Source organism: Notoacmeibacter sp. MSK16QG-6, from assembly GCF_024158145.1.
Classification (GTDB): domain Bacteria; phylum Pseudomonadota; class Alphaproteobacteria; order Rhizobiales; family Rhizobiaceae; genus Notoacmeibacter.
This window is the reverse complement of the sequence record NZ_JAMYXM010000003.1, coordinates 202,509-226,975: the sequence shown is the minus strand read 5'-3', so window position 1 is coordinate 226,975 and position 24,467 is coordinate 202,509. Positions and strand designations below refer to the sequence as shown.

27 protein-coding genes, 1 other RNA gene, 1 pseudogene and 1 riboswitch are annotated in these 24,467 nt (G+C 59.4%); of the genes and pseudogenes, 16 read left to right on the top strand and 13 right to left on the bottom strand.

Translation table 11 applies throughout. The features are described 5' to 3' along the window. Positions 1–4 precede the first annotated feature (4 nt). Both NIM86_RS12180 and NIM86_RS12175 read left to right on the top strand, forming a co-directional pair. Positions 5–811 carry a GDSL-type esterase/lipase family protein gene (locus tag NIM86_RS12180; RefSeq protein ID WP_253382496.1) on the top strand — a complete coding sequence of 269 codons (807 nt, stop codon included), beginning with the start codon at positions 5–7 and terminating at the stop codon, positions 809–811. Positions 812–904: 93 nt separating this feature from the next. Beyond that, positions 905–1,774 (top strand): SGNH/GDSL hydrolase family protein, encoded by an 870-nt coding sequence (locus NIM86_RS12175; RefSeq protein ID WP_253382494.1) that lies wholly within the window; start codon positions 905–907, stop codon positions 1,772–1,774. Positions 1,775–1,783: 9 nt separating this feature from the next. Here the strand turns inward: NIM86_RS12175 and NIM86_RS12170 are convergent, their stop codons facing one another. After that, complete coding sequence (locus NIM86_RS12170; protein ID WP_253382492.1) at positions 1,784–1,939, bottom strand: hypothetical protein; 156 nt, start codon at positions 1,937–1,939, stop codon at positions 1,784–1,786. 206 nt (positions 1,940–2,145) lie between these two features. On the opposite strand from NIM86_RS12170, the gene NIM86_RS12165 reads away from it, so the two are divergent. Together NIM86_RS12165 and NIM86_RS12160 are read left to right on the top strand one after the other, a co-directional pair. After that, entirely contained in the window at positions 2,146–2,769 is a 624-nt protein-coding gene (locus NIM86_RS12165) for a hypothetical protein (RefSeq protein ID WP_253382490.1), read from the top strand. A gap of 159 nt (positions 2,770–2,928) precedes the next feature. Beyond that, a complete protein-coding gene (locus tag NIM86_RS12160) occupies positions 2,929–4,857 on the top strand; it encodes a propionyl-CoA synthetase (RefSeq protein WP_253382488.1) in 1,929 nt (642 codons plus the stop codon). A 73-nt stretch (positions 4,858–4,930) separates the two neighbouring features. On the opposite strand, the gene NIM86_RS12155 is transcribed toward NIM86_RS12160, so the two are convergent. Genes NIM86_RS12155 through NIM86_RS12145 form a run of 3 tightly spaced genes read right to left on the bottom strand, consistent with a single transcriptional unit; the run spans position 4,931 to position 7,286 of the window. After that, a complete protein-coding gene (locus NIM86_RS12155; RefSeq protein ID WP_253382486.1) occupies positions 4,931–6,112 on the bottom strand; it encodes a DUF3618 domain-containing protein in 1,182 nt (393 codons plus the stop codon). Then, positions 6,109–6,570: a phage holin family protein gene (locus tag NIM86_RS12150; protein WP_253382484.1), complete on the bottom strand. Its 462-nt coding sequence runs from the start codon at positions 6,568–6,570 to the stop codon at positions 6,109–6,111. The genes NIM86_RS12155 and NIM86_RS12150 overlap by 4 nt, the downstream gene beginning before the upstream one ends. 2 nt (positions 6,571–6,572) lie before the next feature. Next, complete coding sequence (locus NIM86_RS12145; protein ID WP_253382482.1) at positions 6,573–7,286, bottom strand: hypothetical protein; 714 nt, start codon at positions 7,284–7,286, stop codon at positions 6,573–6,575. 272 nt (positions 7,287–7,558) lie between these two features. Between NIM86_RS12145 and NIM86_RS12140 the strand changes: the two genes are divergently transcribed. From NIM86_RS12140 to NIM86_RS12130, 3 genes are all read left to right on the top strand, one after another. Continuing rightward, positions 7,559–8,350 carry an SDR family NAD(P)-dependent oxidoreductase gene (locus NIM86_RS12140; RefSeq protein ID WP_253382480.1) on the top strand — a complete coding sequence of 264 codons (792 nt, stop codon included), beginning with the start codon at positions 7,559–7,561 and terminating at the stop codon, positions 8,348–8,350. 242 nt (positions 8,351–8,592) lie between these two features. Beyond that, entirely contained in the window at positions 8,593–8,958 is a 366-nt protein-coding gene (locus NIM86_RS12135) for a VOC family protein (protein ID WP_253382478.1), read from the top strand. 40 nt (positions 8,959–8,998) lie between these two features. Beyond that, on the top strand, positions 8,999–9,730 hold the full coding sequence (locus NIM86_RS12130; RefSeq protein WP_253382476.1) for a YafY family protein: 732 nt from the start codon (positions 8,999–9,001) through the stop codon (positions 9,728–9,730). Positions 9,731–9,732: 2 nt separating this feature from the next. Here NIM86_RS12130 and NIM86_RS12125 read toward each other — a convergent pair whose 3' ends face one another. Continuing rightward, the gene (locus NIM86_RS12125; protein WP_253382474.1) at positions 9,733–10,452 is read right to left on the bottom strand and encodes a DUF1013 domain-containing protein; all 720 of its coding nucleotides are present in this window, start codon (positions 10,450–10,452) and stop codon (positions 9,733–9,735) included. Positions 10,453–10,714: 262 nt separating this feature from the next. Between NIM86_RS12125 and ykgO the strand changes: the two genes are divergently transcribed. From ykgO to NIM86_RS12110, 3 genes are all read left to right on the top strand, one after another. Beyond that, positions 10,715–10,840 carry a type B 50S ribosomal protein L36 gene (ykgO, locus tag NIM86_RS12120; RefSeq protein ID WP_012709334.1) on the top strand — a complete coding sequence of 42 codons (126 nt, stop codon included), beginning with the start codon at positions 10,715–10,717 and terminating at the stop codon, positions 10,838–10,840. A 107-nt stretch (positions 10,841–10,947) separates the two neighbouring features. Continuing rightward, positions 10,948–11,613 (top strand): tetratricopeptide repeat protein, encoded by a 666-nt coding sequence (locus NIM86_RS12115; RefSeq protein WP_253382473.1) that lies wholly within the window; start codon positions 10,948–10,950, stop codon positions 11,611–11,613. Between the two features lie 18 nt (positions 11,614–11,631). Then, complete coding sequence (locus tag NIM86_RS12110; RefSeq protein ID WP_253382471.1) at positions 11,632–12,738, top strand: alpha/beta fold hydrolase; 1,107 nt, start codon at positions 11,632–11,634, stop codon at positions 12,736–12,738. 8 nt (positions 12,739–12,746) lie between these two features. Here the strand turns inward: NIM86_RS12110 and NIM86_RS12105 are convergent, their stop codons facing one another. The 4 genes and pseudogenes from NIM86_RS12105 to NIM86_RS12090 form a co-directional block, all read right to left on the bottom strand. After that, the gene (locus NIM86_RS12105) at positions 12,747–13,373 is read right to left on the bottom strand and encodes a LysE family translocator (protein WP_253382469.1); all 627 of its coding nucleotides are present in this window, start codon (positions 13,371–13,373) and stop codon (positions 12,747–12,749) included. A 62-nt stretch (positions 13,374–13,435) separates the two neighbouring features. Further along, positions 13,436–14,887 carry a pyruvate kinase gene (pyk, locus tag NIM86_RS12100; protein ID WP_253382467.1) on the bottom strand — a complete coding sequence of 484 codons (1,452 nt, stop codon included), beginning with the start codon at positions 14,885–14,887 and terminating at the stop codon, positions 13,436–13,438. 405 nt (positions 14,888–15,292) lie between these two features. Continuing rightward, positions 15,293–15,685: pseudogene (locus NIM86_RS12095) on the bottom strand (DUF1036 domain-containing protein); the annotation flags it as partial. Positions 15,686–15,858: 173 nt separating this feature from the next. Next, positions 15,859–16,674 carry a hypothetical protein gene (locus NIM86_RS12090; protein WP_253382465.1) on the bottom strand — a complete coding sequence of 272 codons (816 nt, stop codon included), beginning with the start codon at positions 16,672–16,674 and terminating at the stop codon, positions 15,859–15,861. Between the two features lie 167 nt (positions 16,675–16,841). Between NIM86_RS12090 and NIM86_RS12085 the strand changes: the two genes are divergently transcribed. Together NIM86_RS12085 and NIM86_RS12080 are read left to right on the top strand one after the other, a co-directional pair. Further along, positions 16,842–17,156, top strand: coding sequence for a DUF1244 domain-containing protein (locus NIM86_RS12085; RefSeq protein ID WP_253382463.1), 315 nt, complete (start codon positions 16,842–16,844; stop codon positions 17,154–17,156). Between the two features lie 128 nt (positions 17,157–17,284). Then, positions 17,285–17,548 (top strand): DUF2312 domain-containing protein, encoded by a 264-nt coding sequence (locus NIM86_RS12080; protein ID WP_253382461.1) that lies wholly within the window; start codon positions 17,285–17,287, stop codon positions 17,546–17,548. A 507-nt stretch (positions 17,549–18,055) separates the two neighbouring features. Here the strand turns inward: NIM86_RS12080 and NIM86_RS12075 are convergent. Together NIM86_RS12075 and NIM86_RS12070 are read right to left on the bottom strand one after the other, a co-directional pair. Further along, entirely contained in the window at positions 18,056–18,238 is a 183-nt protein-coding gene (locus NIM86_RS12075; RefSeq protein ID WP_253382460.1) for a hypothetical protein, read from the bottom strand. A gap of 93 nt (positions 18,239–18,331) precedes the next feature. Next, positions 18,332–19,528 carry a VWA domain-containing protein gene (locus NIM86_RS12070; RefSeq protein WP_253382458.1) on the bottom strand — a complete coding sequence of 399 codons (1,197 nt, stop codon included), beginning with the start codon at positions 19,526–19,528 and terminating at the stop codon, positions 18,332–18,334. Positions 19,529–19,655: 127 nt separating this feature from the next. Between NIM86_RS12070 and NIM86_RS12065 the strand changes: the two genes are divergently transcribed. After that, positions 19,656–20,597, top strand: coding sequence for a sensor domain-containing diguanylate cyclase (locus NIM86_RS12065; RefSeq protein ID WP_253382456.1), 942 nt, complete (start codon positions 19,656–19,658; stop codon positions 20,595–20,597). 15 nt (positions 20,598–20,612) lie between these two features. On the opposite strand, the gene metA is transcribed toward NIM86_RS12065, so the two are convergent. Both metA and NIM86_RS12055 read right to left on the bottom strand, forming a co-directional pair. After that, complete coding sequence (metA, locus tag NIM86_RS12060) at positions 20,613–21,557, bottom strand: homoserine O-succinyltransferase (protein ID WP_253382454.1); 945 nt, start codon at positions 21,555–21,557, stop codon at positions 20,613–20,615. Between the two features lie 68 nt (positions 21,558–21,625). Continuing rightward, positions 21,626–21,704: riboswitch (SAM riboswitch) on the bottom strand. 88 nt (positions 21,705–21,792) lie between these two features. Next, positions 21,793–22,635, bottom strand: coding sequence for a MoxR family ATPase (locus NIM86_RS12055; protein WP_253382452.1), 843 nt, complete (start codon positions 22,633–22,635; stop codon positions 21,793–21,795). A gap of 145 nt (positions 22,636–22,780) precedes the next feature. Here NIM86_RS12055 and ssrS point away from each other — a divergent pair. The 3 genes from ssrS (at position 22,781) to NIM86_RS12040 (ending at position 24,403) form a co-directional block, all read left to right on the top strand. Beyond that, positions 22,781–22,937, top strand: a non-coding RNA gene (gene ssrS, locus NIM86_RS12050) — 6S RNA. Positions 22,938–22,994: 57 nt separating this feature from the next. Further along, positions 22,995–23,573 (top strand): 5-formyltetrahydrofolate cyclo-ligase, encoded by a 579-nt coding sequence (locus NIM86_RS12045; RefSeq protein ID WP_253382450.1) that lies wholly within the window; start codon positions 22,995–22,997, stop codon positions 23,571–23,573. An 8-nt stretch (positions 23,574–23,581) separates the two neighbouring features. Continuing rightward, positions 23,582–24,403 carry a YmdB family metallophosphoesterase gene (locus NIM86_RS12040; RefSeq protein WP_253382448.1) on the top strand — a complete coding sequence of 274 codons (822 nt, stop codon included), beginning with the start codon at positions 23,582–23,584 and terminating at the stop codon, positions 24,401–24,403. The last annotated feature ends 64 nt before the right edge of the window (positions 24,404–24,467 follow it).

The window sequence follows — 24,467 nt, the reverse complement described above, 5'->3', positions numbered from 1 at the left end:
TCGCGTGCTGAAACGAGGTGAGCCGTTCTCCGGGTCGATTAGCGAGGACGGTATAGAACCGTCCGCCGCTATAGAGCATGGGCGGTATGGGCGTTTCACCGGGCCACTCTCACTGCTCGGCCTGCCGATCTATGTTTGGCAGGGTGTCGGTATGCGCCGTCGCAGCTTGCGTCTGTCGCCGCCACCAGGGCCGATCGAGGGCCGTATCGACGGCGCGGCGCAGGAGATAAGGCTTCTCGTCATCGGCGACAGTTCGGTGCAAGCCGTCGGCGTGAACCGGCAGGAAGAGGGGCTGGCCAACTGCATCGCCCGGTCTTTATCGGCGATGTCCGGCCGGGCCATCCGCTGGCGGGCTGCCGGCTTCAACTCGGCGACTGTGCCTCAATTGACCTCCCATGTTCTTCCGCATCTTGAGCCGCGCGACTTCACCCATATCGTCGTGTCGGCGGGCATCAACGATGCGAAGAATTGGCATAGCGCACGGCGCTTCAATCGTGATTTCGGCCATCTGATCTACGGGCTTCGAGCCCGGTTTCCCGGAGCGATACTGTTCTGGAATCCGATTTTCAACCTGCGTCTGGTGCCAGGCCTGCCACGACAACTTGCAACAGTGCTCGATATGCGTGCCGAACTTCTGAGCCGCCGCGCCCGACAGCTCTGCCGGGAACGAGGCATGATTGCCCTGCCGGAGATGACCGCTGCCGAGGCCAAGGGCTTTGCCCGCGACGGATTTCACGCCGGCTCCATGGGCTATGCGGCGCTCGGCGCTCATCTGGCCGATCACATGCTTGGAAACAGCGGAGACGAATAGTGATCGTGCTGCCCAAGGCTGGGCTGTTTATTTTTGCTGCCGCACCTTTATCTTGAGAAGAGCCGCAATGAGGCCATACGGGTTCGAAGTCGAATGCGTCGCCATCGACGACATTATCAATACCGAATTATCAGTGAAGCGGGACTGCTGCCGTCGGTAGAGCCGGTCAGCCGGCATTCGCGCCTTGCCTGGCTGCTCTCCGATCTGGCCGTTCCAATCTATCTTCTTCAAGGACTCTGGACCCGTATCCGAACACCGCGCCTTGCGCCGCCACCCGGGCGAACCGGTGGTCGACTGACCGGCCGCGGAGCCGAAATCTCGCTTTTGGTGATCGGCGATAGCACGGTTCATGGCGTCGGGACGGAGCGGCAGGACGATACGCTCACGCCATCCATCGCACGGCGCTTGCAGGAAATGACCAGCCGTCCGATTCGCTGGCGAGCATATGGTTTCAATGGTTCTATCGTTCGAGAAGTCACAGAATGCGTTGTGCCCAACCTGCCGCATGGCGGCTGGTCGCATATCATCCTGTCAGTCGGCCACAACGACGCGAAGAATTTTCATACGCGCCGCCGGTTTGTGCGTGACCTGACCCGCCTGATTTTCGCCGTGAAAGCGCGCTTCCCCGATGCAAAGCTCTACTGGGGATCGCTACTGGATTTCCGCAAGATGCCCAATCTGCCGGAACCGCTCGCCACGATCATCGATCTACGCGCCGATACGCTTTCCCGCGTTGGGTGGAGTGTCTGCCGCGAACAGGGCGTTACCGTGCTGCCGGCGATCGATCTGGTTCTGCCGGATCATTTCTCTCGCGATGGATTTCACGCCGGTCCCGTCGGCTACAATGTCTGGGCGCGGCATATCGCCGAACATATTGCACGTTCGGAGTTTGCGCCGCCATCGCAACATCACGCCAATGGTTCGGGTACGGACGCTTCGCTGGACCCTGCGTCTTTAACGTAACCGATGCCGCTATGGGCGGATCATGACGGTAAGCGCGATGATCGCCAGAGCGACAAGCGCCAGTTTCCAGAAATCACGCCGCCGCTTCAGGCCGGGCAGGCCAAGCGGGTATATGATCTGTACGACCATGATCAGAATGATGAGGAGGGAGAAGGCTTTCGACACGAGCGCCTTTTGCGAATCCGTTGGAGGATAGTCAGCCTTCTGACATGAATGATCTTGAAAGAAAAGAAGAAATAGTCGTTCGTTAAAATTGGCTTATTTCGCCATATTAACTTACGGTTAGCCTTCATATTCGAGTCTATCTTAGGAATCGCATCCTTTGAGCCCTTTTTCGATTGTTGTGAGTAGCAACCGAAAAGGAGATTGCCATGAATATTCTTAAAGTCTCACTGCTTGCATCCGCTTTCGCTCTTGCGCCCATGACCCCATCCTTCGCCCAGGTCAGCGCCGATGCGGACGTTGGCGGCGTTTCTGCCGATGCGAGCGTCGGTGGTGGCGGAGCCAGCGCTGATGCAAGCTCCGGCGCTGCCGGCGGTACGAGCGCGTCGGCCGATGCCAGCCTTGGCGGCAGTGGCGGGACCAGCGCCAGTGTCGATGCCGGAAGCGGCGTTGCGGGTGGCACGACGGCCGATGCTGACGTCAATCTCGGCGGGACCAACGGTACGACCGCCAACGTCAATGTCGGTAGCGGAGCGCTGGGCGGCACAAATGCCGATGCAGACGTCAATCTTGGAGGATCGGGCACTGCTGCGTCGGTCGACATCAATAGCGGCGATACCAATGCAAGCGTCAATGCTGGCGTAACGCCTGGTTCGCTTATTCCGGGCAACGAGGCTGCCAGTTCCGTCATTACCGGCGTCGATGGCACGATAACGAGTGCGACGGGCCTGTCCGATGACGACCTCCAGAAACTTTGCGAGAAGGTCGCGGAAAATCGCGGCGCCTATTCGAGCGAGATTATCGCCGTCTGTGTTCAGCGAGACAGCCAGTAACGATCACTTTCGTCTAAAGAAGTGCTTGCAACGGCCCCTCCATTGGCGGGGCCGTTCGGCGTTTGATCTGTCCCAGATCATATACGTCCATAGTCAAATGGTTCATTGTCGCGCAGTTTGGCAAAGAACCGGTGGCAGGCTTTATGTCGGGAGGACACGATGAGCGACTATGAAACCGCCTATGCGCAGTGGAAGGCGGATCCGCAAGCCTATTGGGCCGAGCAGGCCGAGGCGATCGACTGGATAAAGCCGGCGGAAAAGATTTTCGACAGCGAAGCGGGCGTTTACGGGCGCTGGTTTACCGGAGCCGAGTGCAACACCTGCGCCAATGCGGTCGACCGTCATGTCGAGGCCGGCAATGGCGACCGGGTCGCCATTATCTACGACAGCCCGATCACGGGGCAGAAGAGCAAGATCACCTATTCAGAGCTTCTGAACCAGATCAACGCCATGGCCGCGGTCCTTTCCGACCACGGCGTCAGCAAGGGCGACCGTGTCGTTCTCTACATGCCGATGATCCCGCAAACAGCCGTGGCGATGCTCGCATGCGCGCGTCTCGGCGCTATTCACTCGGTGGTTTTCGGCGGATTTGCCGCGAAAGAACTGACGACACGCATCGACGATGCCAAGCCGAAGATGGTGATTGCGGCCTCCTGCGGGCTGGAGCCATCGCGGATCGTCGAATATAAGCCCCTGCTGGACAAAGCCATCGAGATGGCCGCGTTACCGCCCGAAAAGTGCATCATCTTCCAGCGGCCGCAGGCGGAGGCCTCCATGGTCGAAGGTCGAGATGTCGACTGGATGGACGCCGTTTCCGCTGCCGAAGGACGTACGGTTGAGCCGACCCCGGTGGCGGCGACCGATCCGCTCTACGTTCTCTACACGTCCGGCACGACCGGCCAGCCGAAAGGCGTCGTTCGCGACAATGGCGGCCATATGGTCGCGCTTGAGTGGACGATGAAGAACTTCTACGGAATCGATCCGGGTGACGTTCTCTTCACCGCATCCGATTTCGGCTGGGTGGTCGGTCATTCCTACATCGTCTATGGCCCGCTGCTGCGTGGGGCGACGTCCATCATTTTCGAAGGCAAGCCGGTCGGCACGCCCGATCCAGGCGTCTTCTGGCGCATCGTCGAGGAGTATGGGGTCAAGGCCATTTTCACCGCGCCCACCGCTTTCCGCGCCATTCGGCAGCAGGATCCCGAAGGCGCGTTCATTGACAAATACGACCTCTCATCCTTCGAGACCCTGTTTCTTGCCGGCGAGAGGGCCGATCCCGAGACGATCAAATGGGCGGAGCGGCAACTGAAAGTGCCGGTTATCGACCATTGGTGGCAGACGGAAACGGGCTGGGTCATGTGCGGCAACCCTGCCGGTCTTGGCCTCCTTCCCGTCAAATACGGCTCGCCCACCAAGCCGATGCCGGGCTACGATATCCAGATCCTCGACGATGAGGGCGCGCCCGTTACCGAGCCGGATACGCTGGGCAATGTCGTGGTCAAATTACCGCTTCCGCCGGGCGCCCTGCCGACGCTCTGGAACGCCGATCAGCGGTTCCGCGACGCCTATCTCACCGAGTATCCCGGCTATTACAAAACAGCGGATGCCGGCAAAATCGACGAGGATGGCTATCTGTTCATTATGTCGCGAACGGACGATATCATCAATGTTGCCGGGCACCGCCTTTCGACCGGTGCGATGGAAGAGGTTCTTGCAGAACATCCCGATGTCGCCGAAGCGGCTGTCATCGGCATCGCCGATCCGATGAAGGGGCAGGTGCCGCTCGGCTTTGTGGTCCTATCCAATGGCGTGGATCGTCCTGAATCCGAACTGGAAAGAGAAGTCGTCGCGATGGTGCGCGACCGAATCGGCGCGGTCGCTGCCTTCCGCCAACTCGTCTGCGTCAAGCGGTTGCCGAAGACGCGCTCCGGCAAGATCCTTCGGGCCACCATGCAGAAGATCGCCGACAGGGAAGAAGCGCCAGTGCCCGCCACCATCGACGATCCGGCCATTTTGGACGAGGTTTCGGCGGTATTGGACCGACGCGGCTTGCTGACCCGTCCTCTGGATGAAGGCAACCAGGGCTAAGCGAGACCGGCAGAATGAAAAAAGGGCGCGTCGAAAACGCGCCCCTTAATCTCTCTAACCATCATCTATTCGATCAGGTCTTTTTCGCAGCCTCGTCCTTAGCGGTTTTCGCTGCGGTCCGAGCCACATCTGCCGCCTTGTCGGCGAATGTCTCACCTTCGCCTTTCGGCTTGAGACCCTTCTCTTCCGCTTTCTCCGACGCAGCGGCGTAGGTTTTCTCCGCGACGTCCTGAGCATCGGCTACAGCTTCGCGGCCTCGCTGATAGGCTTGATCGCGCAGATCGTCACGCGTCTGGCCCATCCACTCATCTTCACGGCGCGTCGGCGGCAATGCAGCGCCGATAGCCGCCCCGACGGCAACGGCAATGGCACCGAAGACGAGAGGTTCATCGCGAAATGCGCTGATCAGTTCCGACTGCACGCTACGATAGCCCCGCGCCGCCGAACGGCCAGCCTGCGAAGCGCCACGGCCGATCGCCCGACCACCATCGGCAAAGGCCTGACCGGTGCTCGACGCTGCATCGCTGGCAGCCTGCCCGGTCGCCGAAGCGCCAGACGCAATGCCGGATGCCGCACTGGATGCCGCCCCGCCAATCGCCGAGCCTGCCGAGCGAGCACCTTCGCCAACGGAAGAGGCTGCGCCGGATATTGCGGAGCCTGTTTTGGAGGCGCCGCTCGATATGGCTGAACCAGTCTTCGACGCCGCGCTACCGACCGCCGAGCCTGTGCTGGATGCCGCACCGGACACAGATGACCCGGCGCTTGCAGCCTTGTCTTTCAGCGAAGAGCCGGTCGAACCGCCTGCGCTGCCACTGACATAGGTTGCGCCGCCCGTTCGCGGATCGGCATCCGACGGTGAGCGATACGGATCGTGATATTCGCCGCTGTCGGGAAACCGGTCCGGGTCGAGATGGCGTCCACCGACCGCGCGAAACCGGCCATATTCGTCCACGTCATGATCGCTGTGGTCCGGTCCGTATCGGTCATAGAGGTCGCGGCCGGTGGAGCGTACGCCGCTGCCAAAGGCAAGCCAGGCCACGCCGGCTCCGATCAGACCGAGTGCGAGAGGATTGTCCCGCACCTGCTGACCGAAATTGCGTCCGGCATCGGCAACCTGGCCTTCTTTAAAGAAGCCAAGCGCCTCATCCATCATCTGGCCGGGGCTCATACGATCCTTCAGCGCGTCGATGGTGCTATCGATATTGGAACGATGACGTTCCGCTTCCGCCTCGAGGCGGTCGGTCTTGTCGCTCATCGTGTTTGCTCCTTAACGAGTTTCGCATCGCGCGAGACCTGATCAGCAGTCCGCTCCGGTACGAGATTTTTTGCTTGCAGATTGGTGCGTCCACGATTGAGGAGGACGACACCGATCACGGCAAAGAGAACGCCGACGATCAATGCAGCCCAAGCGGCCCAGCCGCTGCCAGCGGCGGCTTCTGCCGACGTTGCCGCTTCGCTGTCGAACAACACCGCCAGCAATTTGGTGATGGCCGCGACGAGCGCCTGGCTCAGGACGAAGAGAGCAACAAGAAGACACATGGCGCCGGCTGCGATCTCGCCGCCGCCAACCTGAACCTGAGTGACTTTGTCATTGATCTCCGAACGGATCAGCCTGCCTTCTGTCTGGAAGAGCGCGCGGACCTCGTCAACGAGTGTGCGAACCAGGTCGGGTAGCGAACGGGCATCGTTTGAATGGTCTGTTGGCTGACTCATAATTATTGTCCCTTCTTTGGCTGGCCAATCGGCCCGCTCGTTCCGCCACTGATCGTGCCGCCGGCGCTTGGCGTCCGGCTACTGGTCACCGTTGCCGAAGGGCTCGGTTTCGCAGCTGTCGTGGATGGTGAGGGAGACGGTGCAACCGGCGAGGAGGGCGACACTGGATCTGGTGTCGGTGTGACAGCCGCGGAGCCCGTGTAAGGTGCAGGCGGCGGGGGCGTCTCGCCATAATCACGAGGCGTATGTGCGGTCGATGACCGGGCAAAACGACCAAGCGCCACACCAGTCAGAGCAGCGCCGACGAGGAAGGCGGTCGGCTGGCTGCGTGCAAAGCCGGATACGCTGTTGACGATCTCGCCGACGGAGCGGCCGGAAATCGCGCCGCTCACGTCTTCCAGACCGCGGGCAGCTTCGCGCACGAGGCTGGCGGACATGGACTGGTCGCGTTCGCCAAGTTTGTCGGCTGCGGCGCGAACGGATGCGGCGAAATCTCCGACGGTCGAAGCCGCAGCATCCTTGCCGCGTTCTGCCTGGTGCAGGCCTTCCTGTTTTGCCTTCTCCGCCATATTCGACGCTTCCGCCTTCATGTCGGATGCGGCTCTTGAAGCTTGATGAGAGGCTGCGTCAGCTTCGCGCTGAGCTGCCTGTTTTACGCCAGCGGCATCGGCCTTCGCCTTATCGGCGGCCGCGCTGGATTTGGGATCATGGGGCATGAAAATTCCCTCAGGTGAGTCCGAGTAAAGAAAGGATGAAGATGACGACCACGACTAAGCCGACGAGATAGATAATACTGTTCATTGGATGCCTTATGCCTCCCATTTTTCAGAAACTTACCTGAAACAAAGCGCCGATAAGGGCGAAGGTTCCCCCTGCCGCTGCAAATTGATGCAGTTTAATCCGGTAGCCGACACAGCCGATTGCGTGGAGGCAATTGACGGATGGCGGAACAGGGCCATCCTTAGCCCTAAGCAGAGGGAAATTCGCCATGAGCATAGACGGCAGGACGGCCATCGTGACCGGAGGCGCCAGTGGGATCGGTCTCGCCGTCGCCAATGAACTCGTCAGAGAAGGCGCAAAAGTCGTCATCGCCGATATGGATCAGAATATGGGGGAGGCGGCGGAAGAGCGTTTGTCGGCGCATGGCTCCGTGCAGTTTATCCGTACCGATGTGTCGAAACGGCTCGATGTTCACAATCTCATGGCGCTGGCCGTGGACCATTTCGAAACGATCGATATTCTCGTCAACAATGCCGCGATTCTGGAGCGCTGCCCACTTCTCGATCTTCACGAAGATGCCTTCCGCCACGTCCTCGACATCAACGTAACGGGCTCATTTCTAACAATTCAGGCCGCGGCGCGGCTTATGGTGTCGCAGGCCGAAGATGGCCGCTCGCCGGGCATTATCGTCAACATCTCGTCACTGAATGGCAGGGTGGCGATGAATGGCCAACTTGCATACTGCGTGTCCAAAGGGGCGATGGACCAACTGACGCGAAGCGCCGCCGTGGAGCTTGCGCCTTGGGGTATTCGGGTGAATGGCGTCGCGCCCGGCACCATCGCGACCGATATGGTCGCCAATCTGACGGACAACCCCGGTATACGCGATCAGATTTTGAGCCGAACGCCTCTCGGCAGGCTGGGCGAACCCGACGAAGTGGCCGAACTGGTAAAGTTTCTGGTGTCCGGCCGTGCAGCTTACATGACGGGCGAAACAATTCTCGTCGACGGCGGAAGACGGGCGCTGAACGTTCCGCTTCCGCCTGCCGACAAGGAATGATCAGGCAACGCGGCGGCGTTCCGGCTTACGCTCGGACGTGCCGAGCACGCGTTTCATGATCCAGCCGATAATCAGCGTTTTGACAATCCGTTTGAACATCTCAAGTCTCCGTCGGTTGATGGTTCAAGAACGCGCGATTGTCCGAAAGGTTGAGGTGGATCACAGTGTTTTATTCCTGACATGAGGCTGTCAGTAGCGGTGTGACATGTTCGGTCATTGTCAACGCAGTGAAAGAAACGAACATGACGAAAGAAAATATTTGCGTCTGGTTTGAGCTGCCGGTCAGCGACCTCAGCGCCAGCCGGGCATTTTACGAAAAGGCCACCGGGCATTCCTTCAGGGAGGAGCAGGCGGACGGCAAGGCGATGCTGGTCTTCGAAGGAAAAGATAAAGCAGTGGTTGCCGGCCATCTCTATGAAGGGAAATCGGCGGCGAATGGCGAAGGTCCGACCATCCATCTGGCGGTGGATGGTACGGCGGAAGAGGCGACGCAGAGAGCCAAGGACGCTGGCGGCACAATCGTATCGCCGGTCATTGAAATTCCGGCCGGGCGCTTCGTTTATTGCAACGATCTGGATGGTAACTCGATCGGCCTCTTTACCTCTTGAAGAAATGCGCGATGGTCGGTGCTGATATCGGAGAACGGATATGCGACGCGCCGACCGTCTTTTCATGATCGTTCAGGCCCTTCGCCGCGGCCGCGTTCTCACGGCGAAGGCTCTGGCGACAGAACTGGAAGTCTCCGAGCGCACGATTTATCGTGATATTGCCGATTTGCAGGGCGCGGGCGTGCCCATCGATGGCGAGGCTGGCGTGGGTTATGTCATGCGGCCCGGTTTCGACCTGCCGCCGCTAATGTTCACCATCGAGGAAGTGTCAGCGCTCGCTGCGGGCGTTCGCATGATCATGGCGTTTGGCGGTGACGTGATGAGCAGCGCAGCGCGCGGAGCGCTCGACAAGATCGAGACGGTCCTTCCCGAAGATCGGGCGCGGGCGGCCGATGGGCTGCGTCTCTTCGTCCCGCCGTTCCTCATCGATCCGCCGCATCGCGCGCTGATCGACCGGATCAATGGCGCAGTGGAGCGCAATGAGGTCATCGAACTCGATTACGCAGACGAAGCCAAGGCTCGCACGAAACGGTGCGTCCGGCCCCTGGCGCTGGTATTCTGGGGAAAAGCATGGACGCTGATAGGCTGGTGCGAACTGCGCAATGACTTTCGCATGTTCCGTGTCGACCGGATCGACCGGCTCAGCGAAACCGGCCGTATCGAACGGCCGATTCCGGAACAATCGCTGGCCGAATATTATCGGCTTCTGGAGCAGGAGGCTTGCGCTCCATTATCGGCCGACATGGCCCGAGAAGCGCATAAATCGCACTAGGATTAGTTGTCCTGCTCGTCCGATTTGCTGCTTTTCAGCGAGGACAACTTGGCGAAGACCTTGTCGGCGTCGAGTTCCTCTTCGTCGCCCTCGTTCTCTGCTGCTTTTTGAGAACCGAAGACGGCTGTGTTTTCGGTCAGATTTTCAGTCGCGGAAGCCGGAAGAAGCGTGGTGTCGTTCGATTCCTCGACCACCGGCTTGTCCTTGGATGCCTTGGATACTTCGAAATCGAGATCGATCTGGGAGCACATGCCGAGCGTAACAGGGTCCATCGGCACCAGATTGGCCTGATTCCAGTGTTCGCGGTTACGAATTGTTTCGATCGTGCTCTTGGTCGTGCCGACGAGCCGGCAAATCTGCCCGTCCTTCAGTTCCGGATGATTCTTCACCATCCAGAGGATGGCATTCGGCCGGTCCTGGCGACGCGAGACGGGCGTATAGCGCGGCCCCTTGCGTTTGGCTTCAGGCACCCGGACCTTCGGATCGGACAGCTTCATGCGATGGTTCTTGTCGCCCTCGGCTTTCTCGATCTCCTCACGAGAGAGCTGGCCGTTGCTGACAGGATCGAGACCCTTGATGCCCTGCGCCGACTCGCCGTCCGCGATTGCCTTGACCTCGAGTGGGTGCAGCTTGCAGAAATGAGCGATCTGATCGAAGGACAGCGCCGTGTTGTCGACCAGCCAGACAGCCGTCGCTTTCGGCATAAGAAGCTGTTGAGCCATGAGAATAATCCTTCCTTCGCCCGCGTCCCGAAGCGCGGGCGGTGGTCGATGCCACCGGTGAATGGGAATGGCTCGCATATAACGCGGCGAGGCGTGCTATGCAACGCGACTTGCAACTGCATCCACGATCCTTGACAGAGACTGCTTTTACAGCCTATGGAGCCACATCTTTTTCGGCGTGCCCGCTGGGCGCGCCGTTTCCTTTGACGAGAGAGGCGCTGGCCAAGGCCGCTGCCTCGACAGACGAACCGGGATCGAACCCATGAAGATCAAGAATTCGCTGAAGAGCCTGAAAACCCGGCATCGCGAGAATCGTCTCGTGCGTCGCAAAGGCCGTGTCTACATCATCAACAAGTCCAATCCCCGCTTCAAGGCCCGTCAGGGCTGACGTTCGGGCGCTTGGCCGCCCTCCTTTTGCGGATGAGATTGTCGAAACCGCATGAGAGCCCTAATCTGGCTCTCATGCGGTTTTTGTTTTTCCTCGGACTGGTCCTTATGCCCGCTAGCGCAGCGGCCAGTGATACGTATGCCCGGACGGTGCAGTTCTACGAAGCGGAAGAACAGCGCGATCCATTCGGCGATGCTTTCGATGAGGGATCCGACTCAATCCCTCCGGATGCGGATACGGGTGCGGAGGACGATGATCTCCTACCGCCCCTTCTTTACGGCGAAGAGCGGCGGCAGAAGGAACTGAACGATCTGTTCGAGACATTGGCCAAAGCCCCTAACGCGGTTATCGGCAAGCGCGTCGCCAATGCGATCCAGATGAAATGGAATGAATCCGGCAGCGCCACGGTCGACCGACTTATGGAAGAAGCCCGAAAGGCAATGCGCGCCAATCGCAACGACGTCGCGTTCGACCTGATCGGCGAAAGCATTGTGCTCGCTCCCGATTATCCGGAAGCATGGAATCTGCGGGCGACGGTGCACTTCCTGCAAGGCAATATGGAAAAATCCATGGTCGATATTGAGAGGGTTCTCGCGCTGGAGCCGCGCCATTTCGGTGCGCTGACCGGCATGGCGGCCATACTGCAACAGGCCGGTCGGGACAGCGCCGCACTGGCGATCTACGAAAGGGCTCTCGAAATATTCCCCACTTTGGAAGCAGCAAAGAAACAGACCGAGCGGCTGCGAAAGTCCGTCGAAAACCAGACGCTTTAAGGTAGCCGGGCAGTCTTGATGGGTTTCTTCTTGTTGATCCTGACGGGATTCGTAGTTGGTTTGCCTCTTCTGCTCGCCGCGACCTCGCTCGCCGGATCGATGATGATCGAGCGGATGCATCCGCCCGCCGGCACGGTTGAGACACTCGATGGCATCGATCTGCATTATGTTTTCTGGCCCGGCGAAGGAGACGGCGCGGACAGGGCAACAGCTCTTTTCATTCATGGCGCGACCGGCAATTTGCTCGATCAGATGAGCGCGATGGAGTCCTTTCGCGGCCATTTTCCAATGATTTTCATCGACCGGCCGGGGCATGGGTATAGCGGACGTGGACACGGGCATGACCGCCCCGATGGGCAGGCGCGCGCCATTGCCGCACTGATTGCGCGAATCTCGCCGAACGGCGTCATCGTAGTCGGCCATTCCTTCGGTGGCGCCGTGGCGCTTAACCTCGCCATGTACCATCCAGAGCGTGTTCAAGGCCTCGTGCTGCTGTCTCCGGCGACCCATCCCTGGCCGGGTGCTGCAACCAGCTGGTATTATCGTCTTGCCGCACGGCCGCTGCTCGGCCGCCTGTTCGCGTGGACACTTGCGATGCCCGGCGGGCTGCTTCGGCTCCGCGGTGGTATTGCCTGCGTTTTCGCGCCGAACAGACCGCCGAAAAATTACGCGAAAAAAGCAGCTACGGTGCTGGCGTTTCGTCCGCGCCATTTTCGCGCCAATGCCATCGATGTCGAAGGGCTTTTCGACCATGTCACGGCAACGCGGGACCGATATCCGTCGGTCGGTTGTCCGACTGTGATCCTGACGGGCGACAGCGATACAGTCGTCTATGAGCATATCCACTCGGTAGGCTGTGCACATGACCTACCCAATGCCACGCTATCGGTCATTCGCAATTGCGGCCACAAGACCGATTACGTCGCGACGCACGCGGTTGTGGCCGCAATCGCGCATGTGAGCGGCCAGTCCGTCAAAGGAGTTGGACCCCTGGGCCGAGAGGTTGCGCGAATAGAGGCTGCGATTGCTGGCGACCGGCACGGCGCGGAATGCGTCTTGGAAAAACCGGGAGATGCTGGCGATCTTCTGGCTGCCGCCGAAGCTGCTCGCCCGACCCTCACATAGCCTCCTGATTAGGGTCTACGGGTGGCTATCGCCATCGCAGCCGAGCCGGCGAGCGCCACTGCGCCGAAACGGTTCAGACCCCGCTTGAAGGCCGGGCTGCGGACCGCTTCATGCGCCCATCCCGCCAACATGCCGTAAAGCGCGGCGTTGACGATGCCAAGCAGAACGAAGGTCAGCACAAGCACCACAGCCTGTGGCAGGAACGGCAGATTTTCCGAGATGAACAGCGGAACAAACGCCACAAAGAAAAGAATGCCCTTCGGGTTGAGGAGGGTGACAAAGAACGTTTCGGTAAAGAGACGGCGGGGCGATAACGCTTTTGGATGCGCCGCCGGACCAGAATTGGACGATCCCGACCGCCATAGACGAATCGATAGCACGATCAGCCAGGCCGCGCCCGCATAGCGAACGATCTCAAACAGCGTGGCGGATGCTGCCAGTAAAACACCGACGCCGGCAAGCGAAATGGATGCCGCGAGCAGATCACCCAGCGCGACGCCGGCGACAGCCGGGGCCAGCGTCATGCGCCCGTGAGAGGCCGCGCGCGCGACGATCAAGGTTATCGTCGGCCCCGGAATGATAAGAATGAGGCAACTCGCCGCAACGAATGCGAGATAGTTGGATAGGTCGATCATGACGCGTCCGGCCCTTCCTTGCGCTGTTCAGCGCAAAGCAAAGACCGGCGCGTCGTAATCTGTCAATCGTCCGATTCCGGCAGGTCGCGGTAGCGTTCACCGCCAATCCGGGCGACACGGAGCATATTGGTGCTGCCGCGTGTGCGCAGCGGCACACCCGCGACGATGATGATGCGATCGCCCGGCTTGGCGAATTCTTCAGCCTCGGCAATCCGGCTGGCGCGCAGCACCATATCGTCCAGATCGTTCGCATCTTCGGTGACGACGCAGTGGCAGCCCCAGACGAGAGAAAGCCGCCGAGCGGTCTCGATCCTCGGCGAAAGGCTGATAATCGGCACCAGTGGCCGTTCTCGCGCCGTGCGCATGCCTGTCGCGCCGGAGTCGGTGTAGGTCACGATGGATGCGACGTCGAGCGTTTCGGCCATCTGCCGCGCGGCCAGAGATACGGCATCTGCGGTGGTCTGTTTCGGTTCGGCGCGCTGACCGGTAATGATGCCGGCATAAGTCGGCTCGCGCTCGACCGTCTCGGCAATATCGTTCATCATCGTTACTGCTTCGACCGGGTAATCGCCGGCCGCGCTTTCCGCCGACAGCATGACGGCATCGGCCCCTTCGAAAACAGCATGAGCCACATCCGACACCTCAGCGCGCGTCGGCATCGGATCGGAGATCATGCTTTCAAGCATCTGCGTTGCGACGACCACCGGTTTGCCTGCGGCGCGGCAAAGGCGGGTCAGGCGTTTCTGGATGCCGGGCACCGACTGAATGGGCATTTCGACGCCAAGATCGCCGCGCGCCACCATAATCGCGTCGGACAGTTCGATAATCTCGTCAATGCGGTTGAGCGCCTGCGGTTTTTCGATCTTCGAGAGAATGTAAGCTTTGCCTTCCGACAATTCGCGGCATTCGATGAGGTCCTCCGGCCGCTGGACGAAAGACATGGCGATCCAGTCGACCTCGGCGGCAATAGCGGCTTTCAGATCGGCCCTGTCCTTATCGGTCAACGCGCCGACCGCCAGTTCCGTGTCGGGTAGCGAGACACCTTTTTTGTCGGAGATCAAAGTGCCGGCCACGACCTTGCAGGTGATCGACCTCTTGTCGCTTTTCTCGGCGATCAACTGCAGTTTGCCATCGTTGATCAGCAGGCGATGGCCGGCCTCCACGGCTTCCAGAATTTCCGGATGCGGCAGATAGACGCGGTTGGCGTCGCCGGGGGTCGGATCGTCGTCCAGCGTAAAGATCTGGCCCTCTTCCAGTTCAACCTTGCCTTCGGCAAAAGTGCCGACGCGCAGCTTTGGGCCCTGCAGGTCGGCCAGGATGCCTATGGGACGCCCGACGCTCCTCTCAACCGAACGAATCCTCTCGACCTGCCGGCGCATCATGTCATGGCTGGCATGGCTCATATTGATGCGGAAGACATCCGCACCTGCCTCGAAGAGTTGGAGGATGGTTTCTTCCGTGTTCGAAGATGGGCCAAGCGTGGCGAGAATCTTGACCTTGCGGCTGCGTCTCATATTCGGGATTTCCAATGCCTAAATCGGTTTATGGTGCTACCCTGCGTAAGACGAAGTTTGTAACACTGCAAGCGCGACAGGACGGAAAGATGCCGGCGTGTGTTACTGCGCGGCGCTATCGGGGCTGTCGGAGCTACCGACTCCGTCTGCTTCTTCCAGGTTATCCGTACCGGTCGAATCATCGACGGCTGGATCGGATGCATCGGTTGCAGAATCCGTGCTCTCGGAGCCGGTGTCACCGGCAGTGCCAGAATTTTCCTGATCGGGAGAAGAGCGTGCGTCGTCCGATGTTTGGTCGTCAACGGGCGAAGCGTTTGTCTCAGGCGATTCGGGTGTCTGGATCGGCGCTGCCGGGGTCGTTTCAACGCCGTCTTCGACAGCGCTCCCCGATTCCGTTTGCGGCGGCGTGGCGGCGGGAGCTTCTGGTTGCGGCTCGTCGGTTAACTGCACCATCCAGTTTATCTGCTCGCCGGTGTCGTGCTCCTGAAATCCTACGCGCTGATAGCCCCTTGCATAGCAGTCATTGATTCCGACGATTTTGAACTCGCGGTCGGCGACGCACATATTGATCGGACCGTCCCAACGGCCGCCGCGCTGCGCGTCTTCAGCGTAAAGATAATAAAATCGGGAGGTTAGCGGGCCGTCAATCAGCGTTTTGCAGTTGGCCGGTTCAATGTGATACCAGCCTTCCGTGATCCAGCCAGACGAGCCGCGCAGGCCGATGGAGACGCCAACCAGGCTCTGGGTGGCGTTGCAGACCCGGAAGTCCGCTTTGGCGGAGATCGTGCCGGCAAACATGGCGGCGAGCGCAAGGAAGAGAGCGGCGGAGACCGTACCTGCGATGCGCTTCAAACCAACCCCCAAGCCGCGAGCATCGCGGCTTTACGAACCAAACCCGGCTGTTTTTCCGCAATCGCCGCGCATCTGTCAACGCGGCTTATGCGCTTAAGACCCATGGTTCGCCTGTTCCATCAAATTTCCAGATCGCGGAGGCGCTCGACGATTTCCGCTCGGTGGTCCGGCTCGTAAATATTGCGAAGAACGAACCTTTCCACACTGACATCGAGACCGAGCCCGTCGATGATTCTTTCCTGTATCCCCCGCTGGCCGATCGCCGGCATATCGCAATCGAAGGCAGGAGTGGTGTCGAGCCTGTAGGGGAATGGTCCAGACAGGCCCTGATAGCCGTAGACCGGCATGCCTTCTATCGGTGCAAATCCGCTTGCCTCGATGTGGCCGAGTTCAGTCAGCCCGTAATGCGTGCCGAGCCCTTCGGTGTGGTTGAGACGGTCGAGCATATGGGGATCGAGGATGTTGACGTAGAACAGCGATGCCGCTCCCTCATGGCGCACGATCATGGTCGGGATCGAGCCATAAGGCGCCATCTGCCGGGTGTAGCAGGCGATATGATCGGAAACCCGTACACGCAGGCAGGGGATGACGATCGAACTCAAATGATCTTCATGGATCATGTATTTACGGGTCAGTTGCAGAGGCGCGGCGTTGGAGCCGGCGGCCAGCACGGCTGTCGCGCTTGAAAAATCGAAGGCCGACAGGGCCTCGATCGCCCGGCGCATTCGGGCGGGAGCGCCTTTTGCTTTCAGCCACTCTTCAGTTCGATCCGGCAGGGGCGCGGCGCCATAGTCGCCGAGATAGATGTAGCTTCGATCCGGATGAGAGAAGGGATAGGCAAGCGCGAAAGCGAGCCGGCGCATACGAATTTCGTGAGCTTCTTCTTGTGTGGCGACGTCGGCATCGATGGCGATATCAGCGAAGGGGATAGTCATTGCAATTCATTCCGGATGGGGTGGCGTCCAATCTTATCGGATGGCATCGCCTGATTGCCAAGGTGGCGCTCACCGTTCCTTGACGGCTGCCGGGGTCGTGGCGATATGGTCTGGCATGTGGGCAGCCCGGTCTTCAATGTTCCGCCTGCCGTCGCTTGGAGGCGCATATGGATCACGAACTTAACGAAGAGCAGCAGCGAAACCTGGAGGCTGCCGCATTTCGTCGCCTCGTCTCGCATTTGCAGCAGCGTACCGATGTGCAGAACATCGATATGATGAATCTGGCGGGTTTCTGCCGCAATTGCCTGTCGAACTGGTATCGCGAAGCGGCGGAGGAACGGAATATCGATCTTTCGAAGGAAGAAAGCCGCGAGCGCATTTACGGCATCCCTTATGATGAATGGAAAGAGAAACATCAGACTGAAGCGACCGCGGAGCAGCGTGACGCTTTCAGGACAAGCCATTCGCATGGGGCTGACTGACCGACCGAAGCTGTTTATCCCCGATCCTCGCATTTCGACCTATCCTGACGGACCTTTCCTGTTGACCGGGCCGTCCGTGCTCTGGCACGAGCGACGCGGGATCATTTCGTAGCGACGGAGAAACACTCTTGGCAGAACATAGCGATTCGCCGACCAGCGAAACCGTGGCCTCAGGCCAGCTCCGGGCCTTTATCGAGCGTATCGAGCGTCTTGAGGAAGAGAAAAAGACGATCGCAGACGATATCAAGGATGTTTTCGCCGAGGCCAAGGGTAGCGGATTCGACACGAAGGCCATGCGAACCATTATTCGCCTCCGCAAGCAGGAGGAGGCGGAACGGCAGGAGGCCGAGGCGATGATAGATCTTTATAAGGAAGCTCTCGGCATGCGCTGACTGCGGCGCGCATCCTGTTAATAAACAATATTTTTTAGGACAAACTAATGTCAATCTCCTGTCACGGTCGTGGCGTAGCAGGAGCGCGTTCTTGAGCCAACGAGGAGGCCCTTGTGAACGCTATTGATTTGACGTTTGACCATATTAACCGCGCAAGCGCCTGCACCCGTTGCATGATGGCCTGCGCTTATTGTCTTGACCAATCTATTGCAAAGCCGGGTATGGAGGCCTGTATACGCGCCTGCCGCGACTGCATGCTGATATGCGCCGACTGCGCGCGGGCGTGCGCCACCGATTCGCGAAGCGGTATTGCTCTTTGCGCATCCTGCGCCGCGATCTGCGAAGCCTGCATGGAAGAGTGCCGCCGGCACGATCTCGACCACTGCCGACAATGCGTCGAAGCCTGCGCCGAATGCATGGAGGAATGCCGGCGCATGGCTGCGTGATATTTGAGGCTGGACTGGAGCTGAAGCGATCCTGCCGGCTCCAGCTCAGATCGATCGACGCCTAGTCGTCCTGGCGACCGTCAGGCTCTTTGGCGACGCCTTTGAAGGGCTCGTCGTCCGCCTTTCTGTCCATGAATTCGCCGCTCGTCCGGTCGCGCTTGTTCCAGTGGCCGCCCGCATCCTTAATCTGCGTGCGGTCTTTGACCGTGCCGATGCGATGGCCTTCGCCCGTATTGGTTGCCATGACCGATCTCCTCGTTTCACCGCCGCGCCACGCGGCGGTTCTGAACGAAGATCTGGAGTCGGCTAACCCCGCGTCAAGGCGAATACTTCCCGCCTAGTGACGGCGAGACAGTTCCTTCGTCGCATCTTCCAGCCCCTTCAGGGTCAGCGGATACATCCGCCCCTCCATCAAATCGCGGATCATCGCGGTCGACTGCGTCCACTTCCACTGCGCCGGTTCGACCGGATTGATCCAGATGGCGTTCTTCCATTTGGCGGTGACGCGCTGCATCCAGAGCGCGCCGGGCTCGGCATTCCAGTGCTCCACGGACCCGCCCGGATAGGCGATCTCATAGGGGCTCATGGCAGCATCCCCGACAAATACGACCTTATAATCCGGCCCGTATTTATGAAGAACATCGTGGGTCGGGATCGTCCGGTCGTGACGGCGACGGTTCTCCTGCCAGACGCGCTCATAGAGGCAGTTATGAAAGTAGAAATATTCGAGCTGACGAAACTCCGATTTCGCTGCCGAAAAAAGCTCTTCCACCACCCGGACGTGATCGTCCATCGAACCGCCGGCATCGAAGAACATCAGTAGCTTGACCGCATTTCGTCTTTCGGGTCGGGTCTTCACATCGAGATAGCCGTGCTCGGCGGTCGAGCGAACGGTGCCGTCCAGGTCGAATTCCTCGTCGGCGCCCTCCCGGACCCAGCGGCGCAAACGTTTCAGCGCCACTTTGATGTTGCGCGTTCCGATTTCGACATCGCCATCGAGATCGCGAAATTCCCGCTTGTCCCAGACTTTAACCGCCTTTCGGTGGCGGCTCTCGTTCTGACCGATCCTGACGCCTTCCGGATTGTATCCATAAGCGCCGAAAGGCGATGTGCCGGCGGTGCCGATCCATTTGCTGCCGCCCTGATGGCGGCCCTTCTGCTCTTCGAGCCGCTGCTTCAGAGTTTCCATCAATTTGTCGAAACCGCCGAGGCGCTCGACAAGCTGCTTTTCTTCATCCGTCAGGTGTTTTTCGGCCAGACGGCGCAGCCATTCTTCTGGCAGGTCGACAGGAGAGGCATCATCGGCAGTTTGGCCGGAGACAGCCTCGACGCCCCGGAAATAATGGCCGAATACCCGGTCGAAACGATCGATATGGCGTTCATCCTTCACCAGAACGGCCCGCGCGAGATAATAGAAACCTTCGATGTCATAGGGAACCAAGTCGGCGTCCAAGCTTTCCAGCAAGGTCAGATATTCGCGTAGCGAAACCGGAATTGCAGCTGCCTTCAATTCGAGAAAAAACGGAATGAACATCTGATAGGGCGGTTCTTCATTTTATGGACGGGGGAAATTCCCGTCGTTTCAAATGGGTAAATTCAATTACGGGTAATCGAATCGTAAGAGTCGTGACCTAAGGTCAACGCCAGAGGGCAGTGACGATATGTTTGAACTTTTTGATTGTGACGAGCAAGGCTCGGCGACGGCGGACATCACGCGTGCGTCGCTGGTCGATACGGAAGATCGCCTCGGCATCATGCTCGATGCGATGCCGCTGGGCGTGCTCATCCATTCAAAGCATGCGATACTCTACGCCAATGCCGGAGCGTGCGATCTTCTCGGAGAAGAGCGCGGCAGCCTTATAGGAAAGCACTTCCTGGATTTTCAGGCGCCGGACACCGACTCGCTGGCTTTCGACGAAGCTTTCGCAACGCTTGGCCGAACGATCGAGCAGGAGACCGTGATCGTCCGCTCAAAGAATGGATGCGAACGGCTCATGCGGGTCATCACGGGCCGGTTGCCATGGAAGGGGCTGGCGGTTGTTCAGGTTCTTCTGCAGGACATCACCGACCAGAAGCGCGCGGAAAATTCGCTTCGCAAACTCTCCATTACCGACGAACTGACCGGGGCTTATAATCGCCGCCACGCCTTCTACGAAGCGGGTCTATATATGGAGCGAACGGACAGGGAAGCTTCACCCTTTTCCATCGCGCTTATCGATATCGACCACTTCAAGGGCGTGAACGATGACTACGGTCATGCGGTGGGCGACGAGGTGTTGAAAAGCTTCACCGGGCGTGGGCACCGTTTTCTGGCGACTTCCAACATGGATTCGGCAATTTTTGCGCGGATCGGCGGGGAGGAGTTTCTTATTCTGGCGCCCGGATGCGATGTCGACGCTGCGGCCAGGATCGCCGAAAACTTCCGCAGCAAACTGGCTGCCTCACCCATCAAGACGGCGAAAGGCCCTTTGCAGATCACAGCATCAATCGGTGTTGCCGAGCGCCGGCCTGATGACGATAGTTTCGATACAATTCTCAATCGCGCCGACGACGCCCTTTACGCCGCAAAATCGTCAGGGAGAAACAAGGTCGCCATATCGTAGCGTCTTGTCGATGCGTTAGGCGGCACGGTTTCTGTCGCGCCGCCCCTCGCCAATCTCCGTCAGATCGTATGCGGTCGTCTGATACATCTGATTGATCCAGTTATTAAACAGCAGGAAAGCGTGAGACCGCCAGCGGTTGATCGGCTTTCGTTCAGGATCGTCATTCGGAAAATAATTGGCGGGGATTTGTATGGATTTGCCCGCTGCCCGGTCACGGAAATACTCAGCCGCCAGCGTGCCGTGATCATATTCGATGTGATTGAAGATGTAGAGGCGGTTGGCGAAATCCTCCGCCAATAGGCAGAGACCCGTCTCGTCGCTCTCCATCAGTATTTTCAGGCCGCTTGCCGTGTCGATATCGTCGCGCCGCACCTCGGTCCAACGGGAGACCGAAATGGAAAAATCGTCGGAAAATCCCGCGAGGTAGGGTGACGAGGGTTGAAGATTGCGATGGCGGTAAACGCCGAAAGCTTTCTCCGCCAATTCATGTTTCGGGACGCCGTGAAAGTGCTGAACCGCGGCCATCGCTCCCCAGCAGATGAAAAAGGAAGAGTGGACGTTCGTTGTCGTCCAGTCGAGAATCTGCTCAAGCTCCGGCCAGTAAGTCACGTCCTCGAAGGGAAGCGTTTCAATCGGCGCTCCGGTGATGATGAAGCCGTCGAATTTGCGGTCTTTGACTTCCTCCCATGTCGAATAGAAGGAGATGAGATGGTCTTCGGCCGTGTTGCGCGCCTGATGACTGCCGACCCGCACGAGGCTCAGCTCGATCTGTAGCGGTGTAGAGCCGATCAGCCGGGCGATTTGCGTTTCCGTCTCGATCTTGTTGGGCATGAGATTGAGAAGGCCGATCTGTAGGGGGCGAATATCCTGTCGGACCGCAACGCTCTCGTCCATGATCTGTACGCCCTCTTTGACGAGGACTTCACGGGCGGGCAGCGCATCGGGGATTCGGATCGGCATGGCGTATACTCCAAAACAGGCCGGGCCGGTTGGATCGCCAACCCGCTATCCATCGATGACCGTTTTATGGAATATCCGTAACGGCCATTTTAGCGAGTTGTTTAACGTGGCTGCAAGCCGGCCGGCCAAATCACCACGGGCGAAAGAATAGGCACCCTTACCGACAGCGTCAATACTGGGCAGCGCAGGGCTGCGGCGTTTATGCGGCAGGCGTCCTAATCGCCGGTTGGATATGTCATCGCGCCTGTTGACGCGCCAGAAAGGCCATGCGCTCCAGAAGATGCACGTCCTGTTCGTTCTTCAGAAGCGCGCCGTGAAGCCGCGGCAAAGCGTTCTTGGCGTCGCCGCGCAAATCCTCGGGCGATATGTCGTCGGCGACGAGAAGCCGGATCCAGTCCAGCGCTTCCGACGTGGAAGGCTTCTTTTTCAAGCCGGGCGTCTCGCGCAGTTCGTAAAACTGGGTGAGGGCGGAAGCGACGAGGCGCTGTTTGATGCCGGGATAATGTACGTCCACGATCTTCGTTAGCGTATCGAGATCGGGAAAGCGGATGTAGTGGAAGAAGCACCGGCGCAAGAATGCGTCAGGCAACTCCTTCTCATTGTTGGACGTGATGATGACGATCGGGCGATGCTTGGCACGGACCGTCTCGTCCAGTTCGTAGACGTAGAACTCCATCCGATCGAGTTCCTGCAACAGATCGTTCGGGAATTCGATGTCGGCCTTGTCGATCTCGTCGATCAGAAGCACCACGCGCCGATCGGCGGTAAAGGCCTGCCAGAGCTTGCCCTTTTTGATGTAATTGCGAATGTCTTCGAAACGCGGATCGCCAAGCTGACTGTCGCGCAGGCGCGAAACGGCATCGTATTCGTAAAGGCCCTGTTGGGCGCGCGTGGTGGATTTGACGTTCCATTCGATCATGGGGACATTCAGCGCCTCGGCAACCTGCCGCGCCAGCTCCGTCTTGCCGGTGCCCGGCTCGCCCTTGACGAGAAGCGGGCGCTCCAGCGCGATGGCGGCATTGACGGCGACCATCAGATCCTTATCGGCGACGTAGCTTTCGGTTCCCTCGAAACGCATTGACTTGCATATCCTTTGCTGCAGTTCGGCGGCGCGGACATTAGGGGGCGCTAGCCTTTCTCACAAGGACGGAGCGTTGGCACCTGTCATTTGGCCCTTTCGGCAGGCTTTTCGTCGGATCGGTAGAGGCCTATATAGGGGGATGAGTGGACTGCGCTTCTCGGCAGGCCAACACATTTCCGGGGCCTTATTGATCTCATAGGGAGCTGTCCCTGACCAGGCCCGTGGGCTTGGATATACGGCGCCCACCTACATTGTAGGTTCCCGGGATCGATCGTGCCACCGGTCGCCGTGGTCCGCTCACTTTTTCTGAAACATGCTGCGTGTCGCCGAGCGTGCAGGGCAACTGGATCGGGCGTTTGAAGCAATCCGATAAATCGCAGCTGCGAGCCGAAGCTCTGGAAAAGCGCGACGGTCTCGATCCGGTATTCCGGATCGAATGCGCCAGCGCGATCGCCGCCCATGCCGGCGGGATCGACTTAAATCACGGCGAAATCGTTGCCGGTTACATGCCGATCCGTTCCGAGATCGACCCTCGACCGCTGATGCATGCACTCATGGCGCGCGGCGCGCGGCTTTGCCTGCCGGCGGTAATCGACCGGACGACCATCGTCTTTCGTGAAATGATCAAGGGAGAACCGCTCATCGAGACCGGTTTCGGAACGGTGGGGCCGGGGCCGGATGCTTCTGAACTGAAGCCGGATACCATACTTATGCCGTTGGCGGGTTTCGATGCCGCCGGCAATCGTCTGGGTTATGGCGCCGGCCATTACGATCGTGCGATCGCCCGTCTTCGCAAAGCGGGTCTGAGCCCGCGGCTGATCGGTCTGGCGTTCGCTGGGCAGGAGTGCGGCGCCATAGAGGCCGAAGGACACGACGTGCCGCTTGATCTGGTTGTAACGGAAAACGGCTTGCGCGGCTTCGATTCGCACGCTTAGAAGGGTTTATGCGTTTTCTCTTTCTTGGCGACATGGTGGGCCGAACGGGCCGGACGGCGGTCTTCGAACGGTTGCCGGGACTGATCTCCGACTATGCGCTCGATTTCGTCGTCGTGAATGGCGAGAACGCTGCGGGAGGATTCGGCGTCACCGAAGCAATCCTTCACGACACGCTGGCCGCCGGCGCCGATGTAATGACCACGGGCAATCATGTTTTCGATCAGCGTGAGGCGCTGAGTTTTGCGCCGCGCGAAGACCGGTTTCTGCGCCCTGCCAACTATCCCAAGGGAACAGCCGGGCGCGGCAGTGGCCTCTATGAAGCCAAGAATGGCGCGCGCGTTCTGGTTGCCAATCTGATGGGCCGGGTGTTCATGCACCCCGAACTGGACGATCCGTTTCATGCGACCGAGTCCATTCTCGCCGATGCTCCGCTTGGCGATGTCTGCGACGCCGCGATCTTCGATTTTCACGCCGAAGCGACGAGTGAGAAGGTCTGTTTCGGCCATTTTCTGGATGGCAAGGCTTCCGTCGTGGTCGGTACGCACACGCATTGCCCGACAGCCGATCATATGATCCTGCCGGGCGGCACGGCCTACCAAACCGATGCCGGGATGTGCGGCGATTACGATTCCTCGCTAGGCATGGACAAGGAAGAGCCGCTTAACCGCTTTCTTTCCAAAGTGCCAAAGAGACGGATGGAGGCTGCCAGCGGTCCGGCCACGGTCTGCGGGCTCTGTGTCGAAATTTCCGACCGGACGGGGCTTGCCGAGAAGGTCGCGCCGTTGCGACTTGGCCCGCTACTGGGTGAGGCGGTTCCGGATTTCTGGTGAGAAACGCTTGAGCCGGCAAGATGTTGGCTTAGATAGCGCATTTGCCGATCGCTCACGACCAATG

Bases quoted from the DNA above. Each gene is read 5' to 3' on its own strand.
- NIM86_RS12175 (WP_253382494.1), top strand. From the start codon at position 905: ATGCGTCGCCATCGACGACATTATCAATACCGAATTATCAGTGAAGCG.
- NIM86_RS12165 (WP_253382490.1), top strand. From the start codon at position 2,146: ATGAATATTCTTAAAGTCTCACTGCTTGCATCCGCTTTCGCTCTTGCG.
- NIM86_RS12160 (WP_253382488.1), top strand. From the start codon at position 2,929: ATGAGCGACTATGAAACCGCCTATGCGCAGTGGAAGGCGGATCCGCAA.
- NIM86_RS12155 (WP_253382486.1), bottom strand. From the start codon at position 6,112: ATGAGCGACAAGACCGACCGCCTCGAGGCGGAAGCGGAACGTCATCGT.
- NIM86_RS12150 (WP_253382484.1), bottom strand. From the start codon at position 6,570: ATGAGTCAGCCAACAGACCATTCAAACGATGCCCGTTCGCTACCCGAC.
- NIM86_RS12145 (WP_253382482.1), bottom strand. From the start codon at position 7,286: ATGCCCCATGATCCCAAATCCAGCGCGGCCGCCGATAAGGCGAAGGCC.
- NIM86_RS12140 (WP_253382480.1), top strand. From the start codon at position 7,559: ATGAGCATAGACGGCAGGACGGCCATCGTGACCGGAGGCGCCAGTGGG.
- NIM86_RS12135 (WP_253382478.1), top strand. From the start codon at position 8,593: ATGACGAAAGAAAATATTTGCGTCTGGTTTGAGCTGCCGGTCAGCGAC.
- NIM86_RS12130 (WP_253382476.1), top strand. From the start codon at position 8,999: ATGCGACGCGCCGACCGTCTTTTCATGATCGTTCAGGCCCTTCGCCGC.
- NIM86_RS12125 (WP_253382474.1), bottom strand. From the start codon at position 10,452: ATGGCTCAACAGCTTCTTATGCCGAAAGCGACGGCTGTCTGGCTGGTC.
- ykgO (WP_012709334.1), top strand. From the start codon at position 10,715: ATGAAGATCAAGAATTCGCTGAAGAGCCTGAAAACCCGGCATCGCGAG.
- NIM86_RS12115 (WP_253382473.1), top strand. From the start codon at position 10,948: ATGCCCGCTAGCGCAGCGGCCAGTGATACGTATGCCCGGACGGTGCAG.
- NIM86_RS12110 (WP_253382471.1), top strand. From the start codon at position 11,632: ATGGGTTTCTTCTTGTTGATCCTGACGGGATTCGTAGTTGGTTTGCCT.
- NIM86_RS12105 (WP_253382469.1), bottom strand. From the start codon at position 13,373: ATGATCGACCTATCCAACTATCTCGCATTCGTTGCGGCGAGTTGCCTC.
- pyk (WP_253382467.1), bottom strand. From the start codon at position 14,887: ATGAGACGCAGCCGCAAGGTCAAGATTCTCGCCACGCTTGGCCCATCT.
- NIM86_RS12090 (WP_253382465.1), bottom strand. From the start codon at position 16,674: ATGACTATCCCCTTCGCTGATATCGCCATCGATGCCGACGTCGCCACA.
- NIM86_RS12085 (WP_253382463.1), top strand. From the start codon at position 16,842: ATGGATCACGAACTTAACGAAGAGCAGCAGCGAAACCTGGAGGCTGCC.
- NIM86_RS12075 (WP_253382460.1), bottom strand. From the start codon at position 18,238: ATGGCAACCAATACGGGCGAAGGCCATCGCATCGGCACGGTCAAAGAC.
- NIM86_RS12070 (WP_253382458.1), bottom strand. From the start codon at position 19,528: ATGTTCATTCCGTTTTTTCTCGAATTGAAGGCAGCTGCAATTCCGGTT.
- NIM86_RS12065 (WP_253382456.1), top strand. From the start codon at position 19,656: ATGTTTGAACTTTTTGATTGTGACGAGCAAGGCTCGGCGACGGCGGAC.
- metA (WP_253382454.1), bottom strand. From the start codon at position 21,557: ATGCCGATCCGAATCCCCGATGCGCTGCCCGCCCGTGAAGTCCTCGTC.
- NIM86_RS12055 (WP_253382452.1), bottom strand. From the start codon at position 22,635: ATGCGTTTCGAGGGAACCGAAAGCTACGTCGCCGATAAGGATCTGATG.
- NIM86_RS12040 (WP_253382448.1), top strand. From the start codon at position 23,582: ATGCGTTTTCTCTTTCTTGGCGACATGGTGGGCCGAACGGGCCGGACG.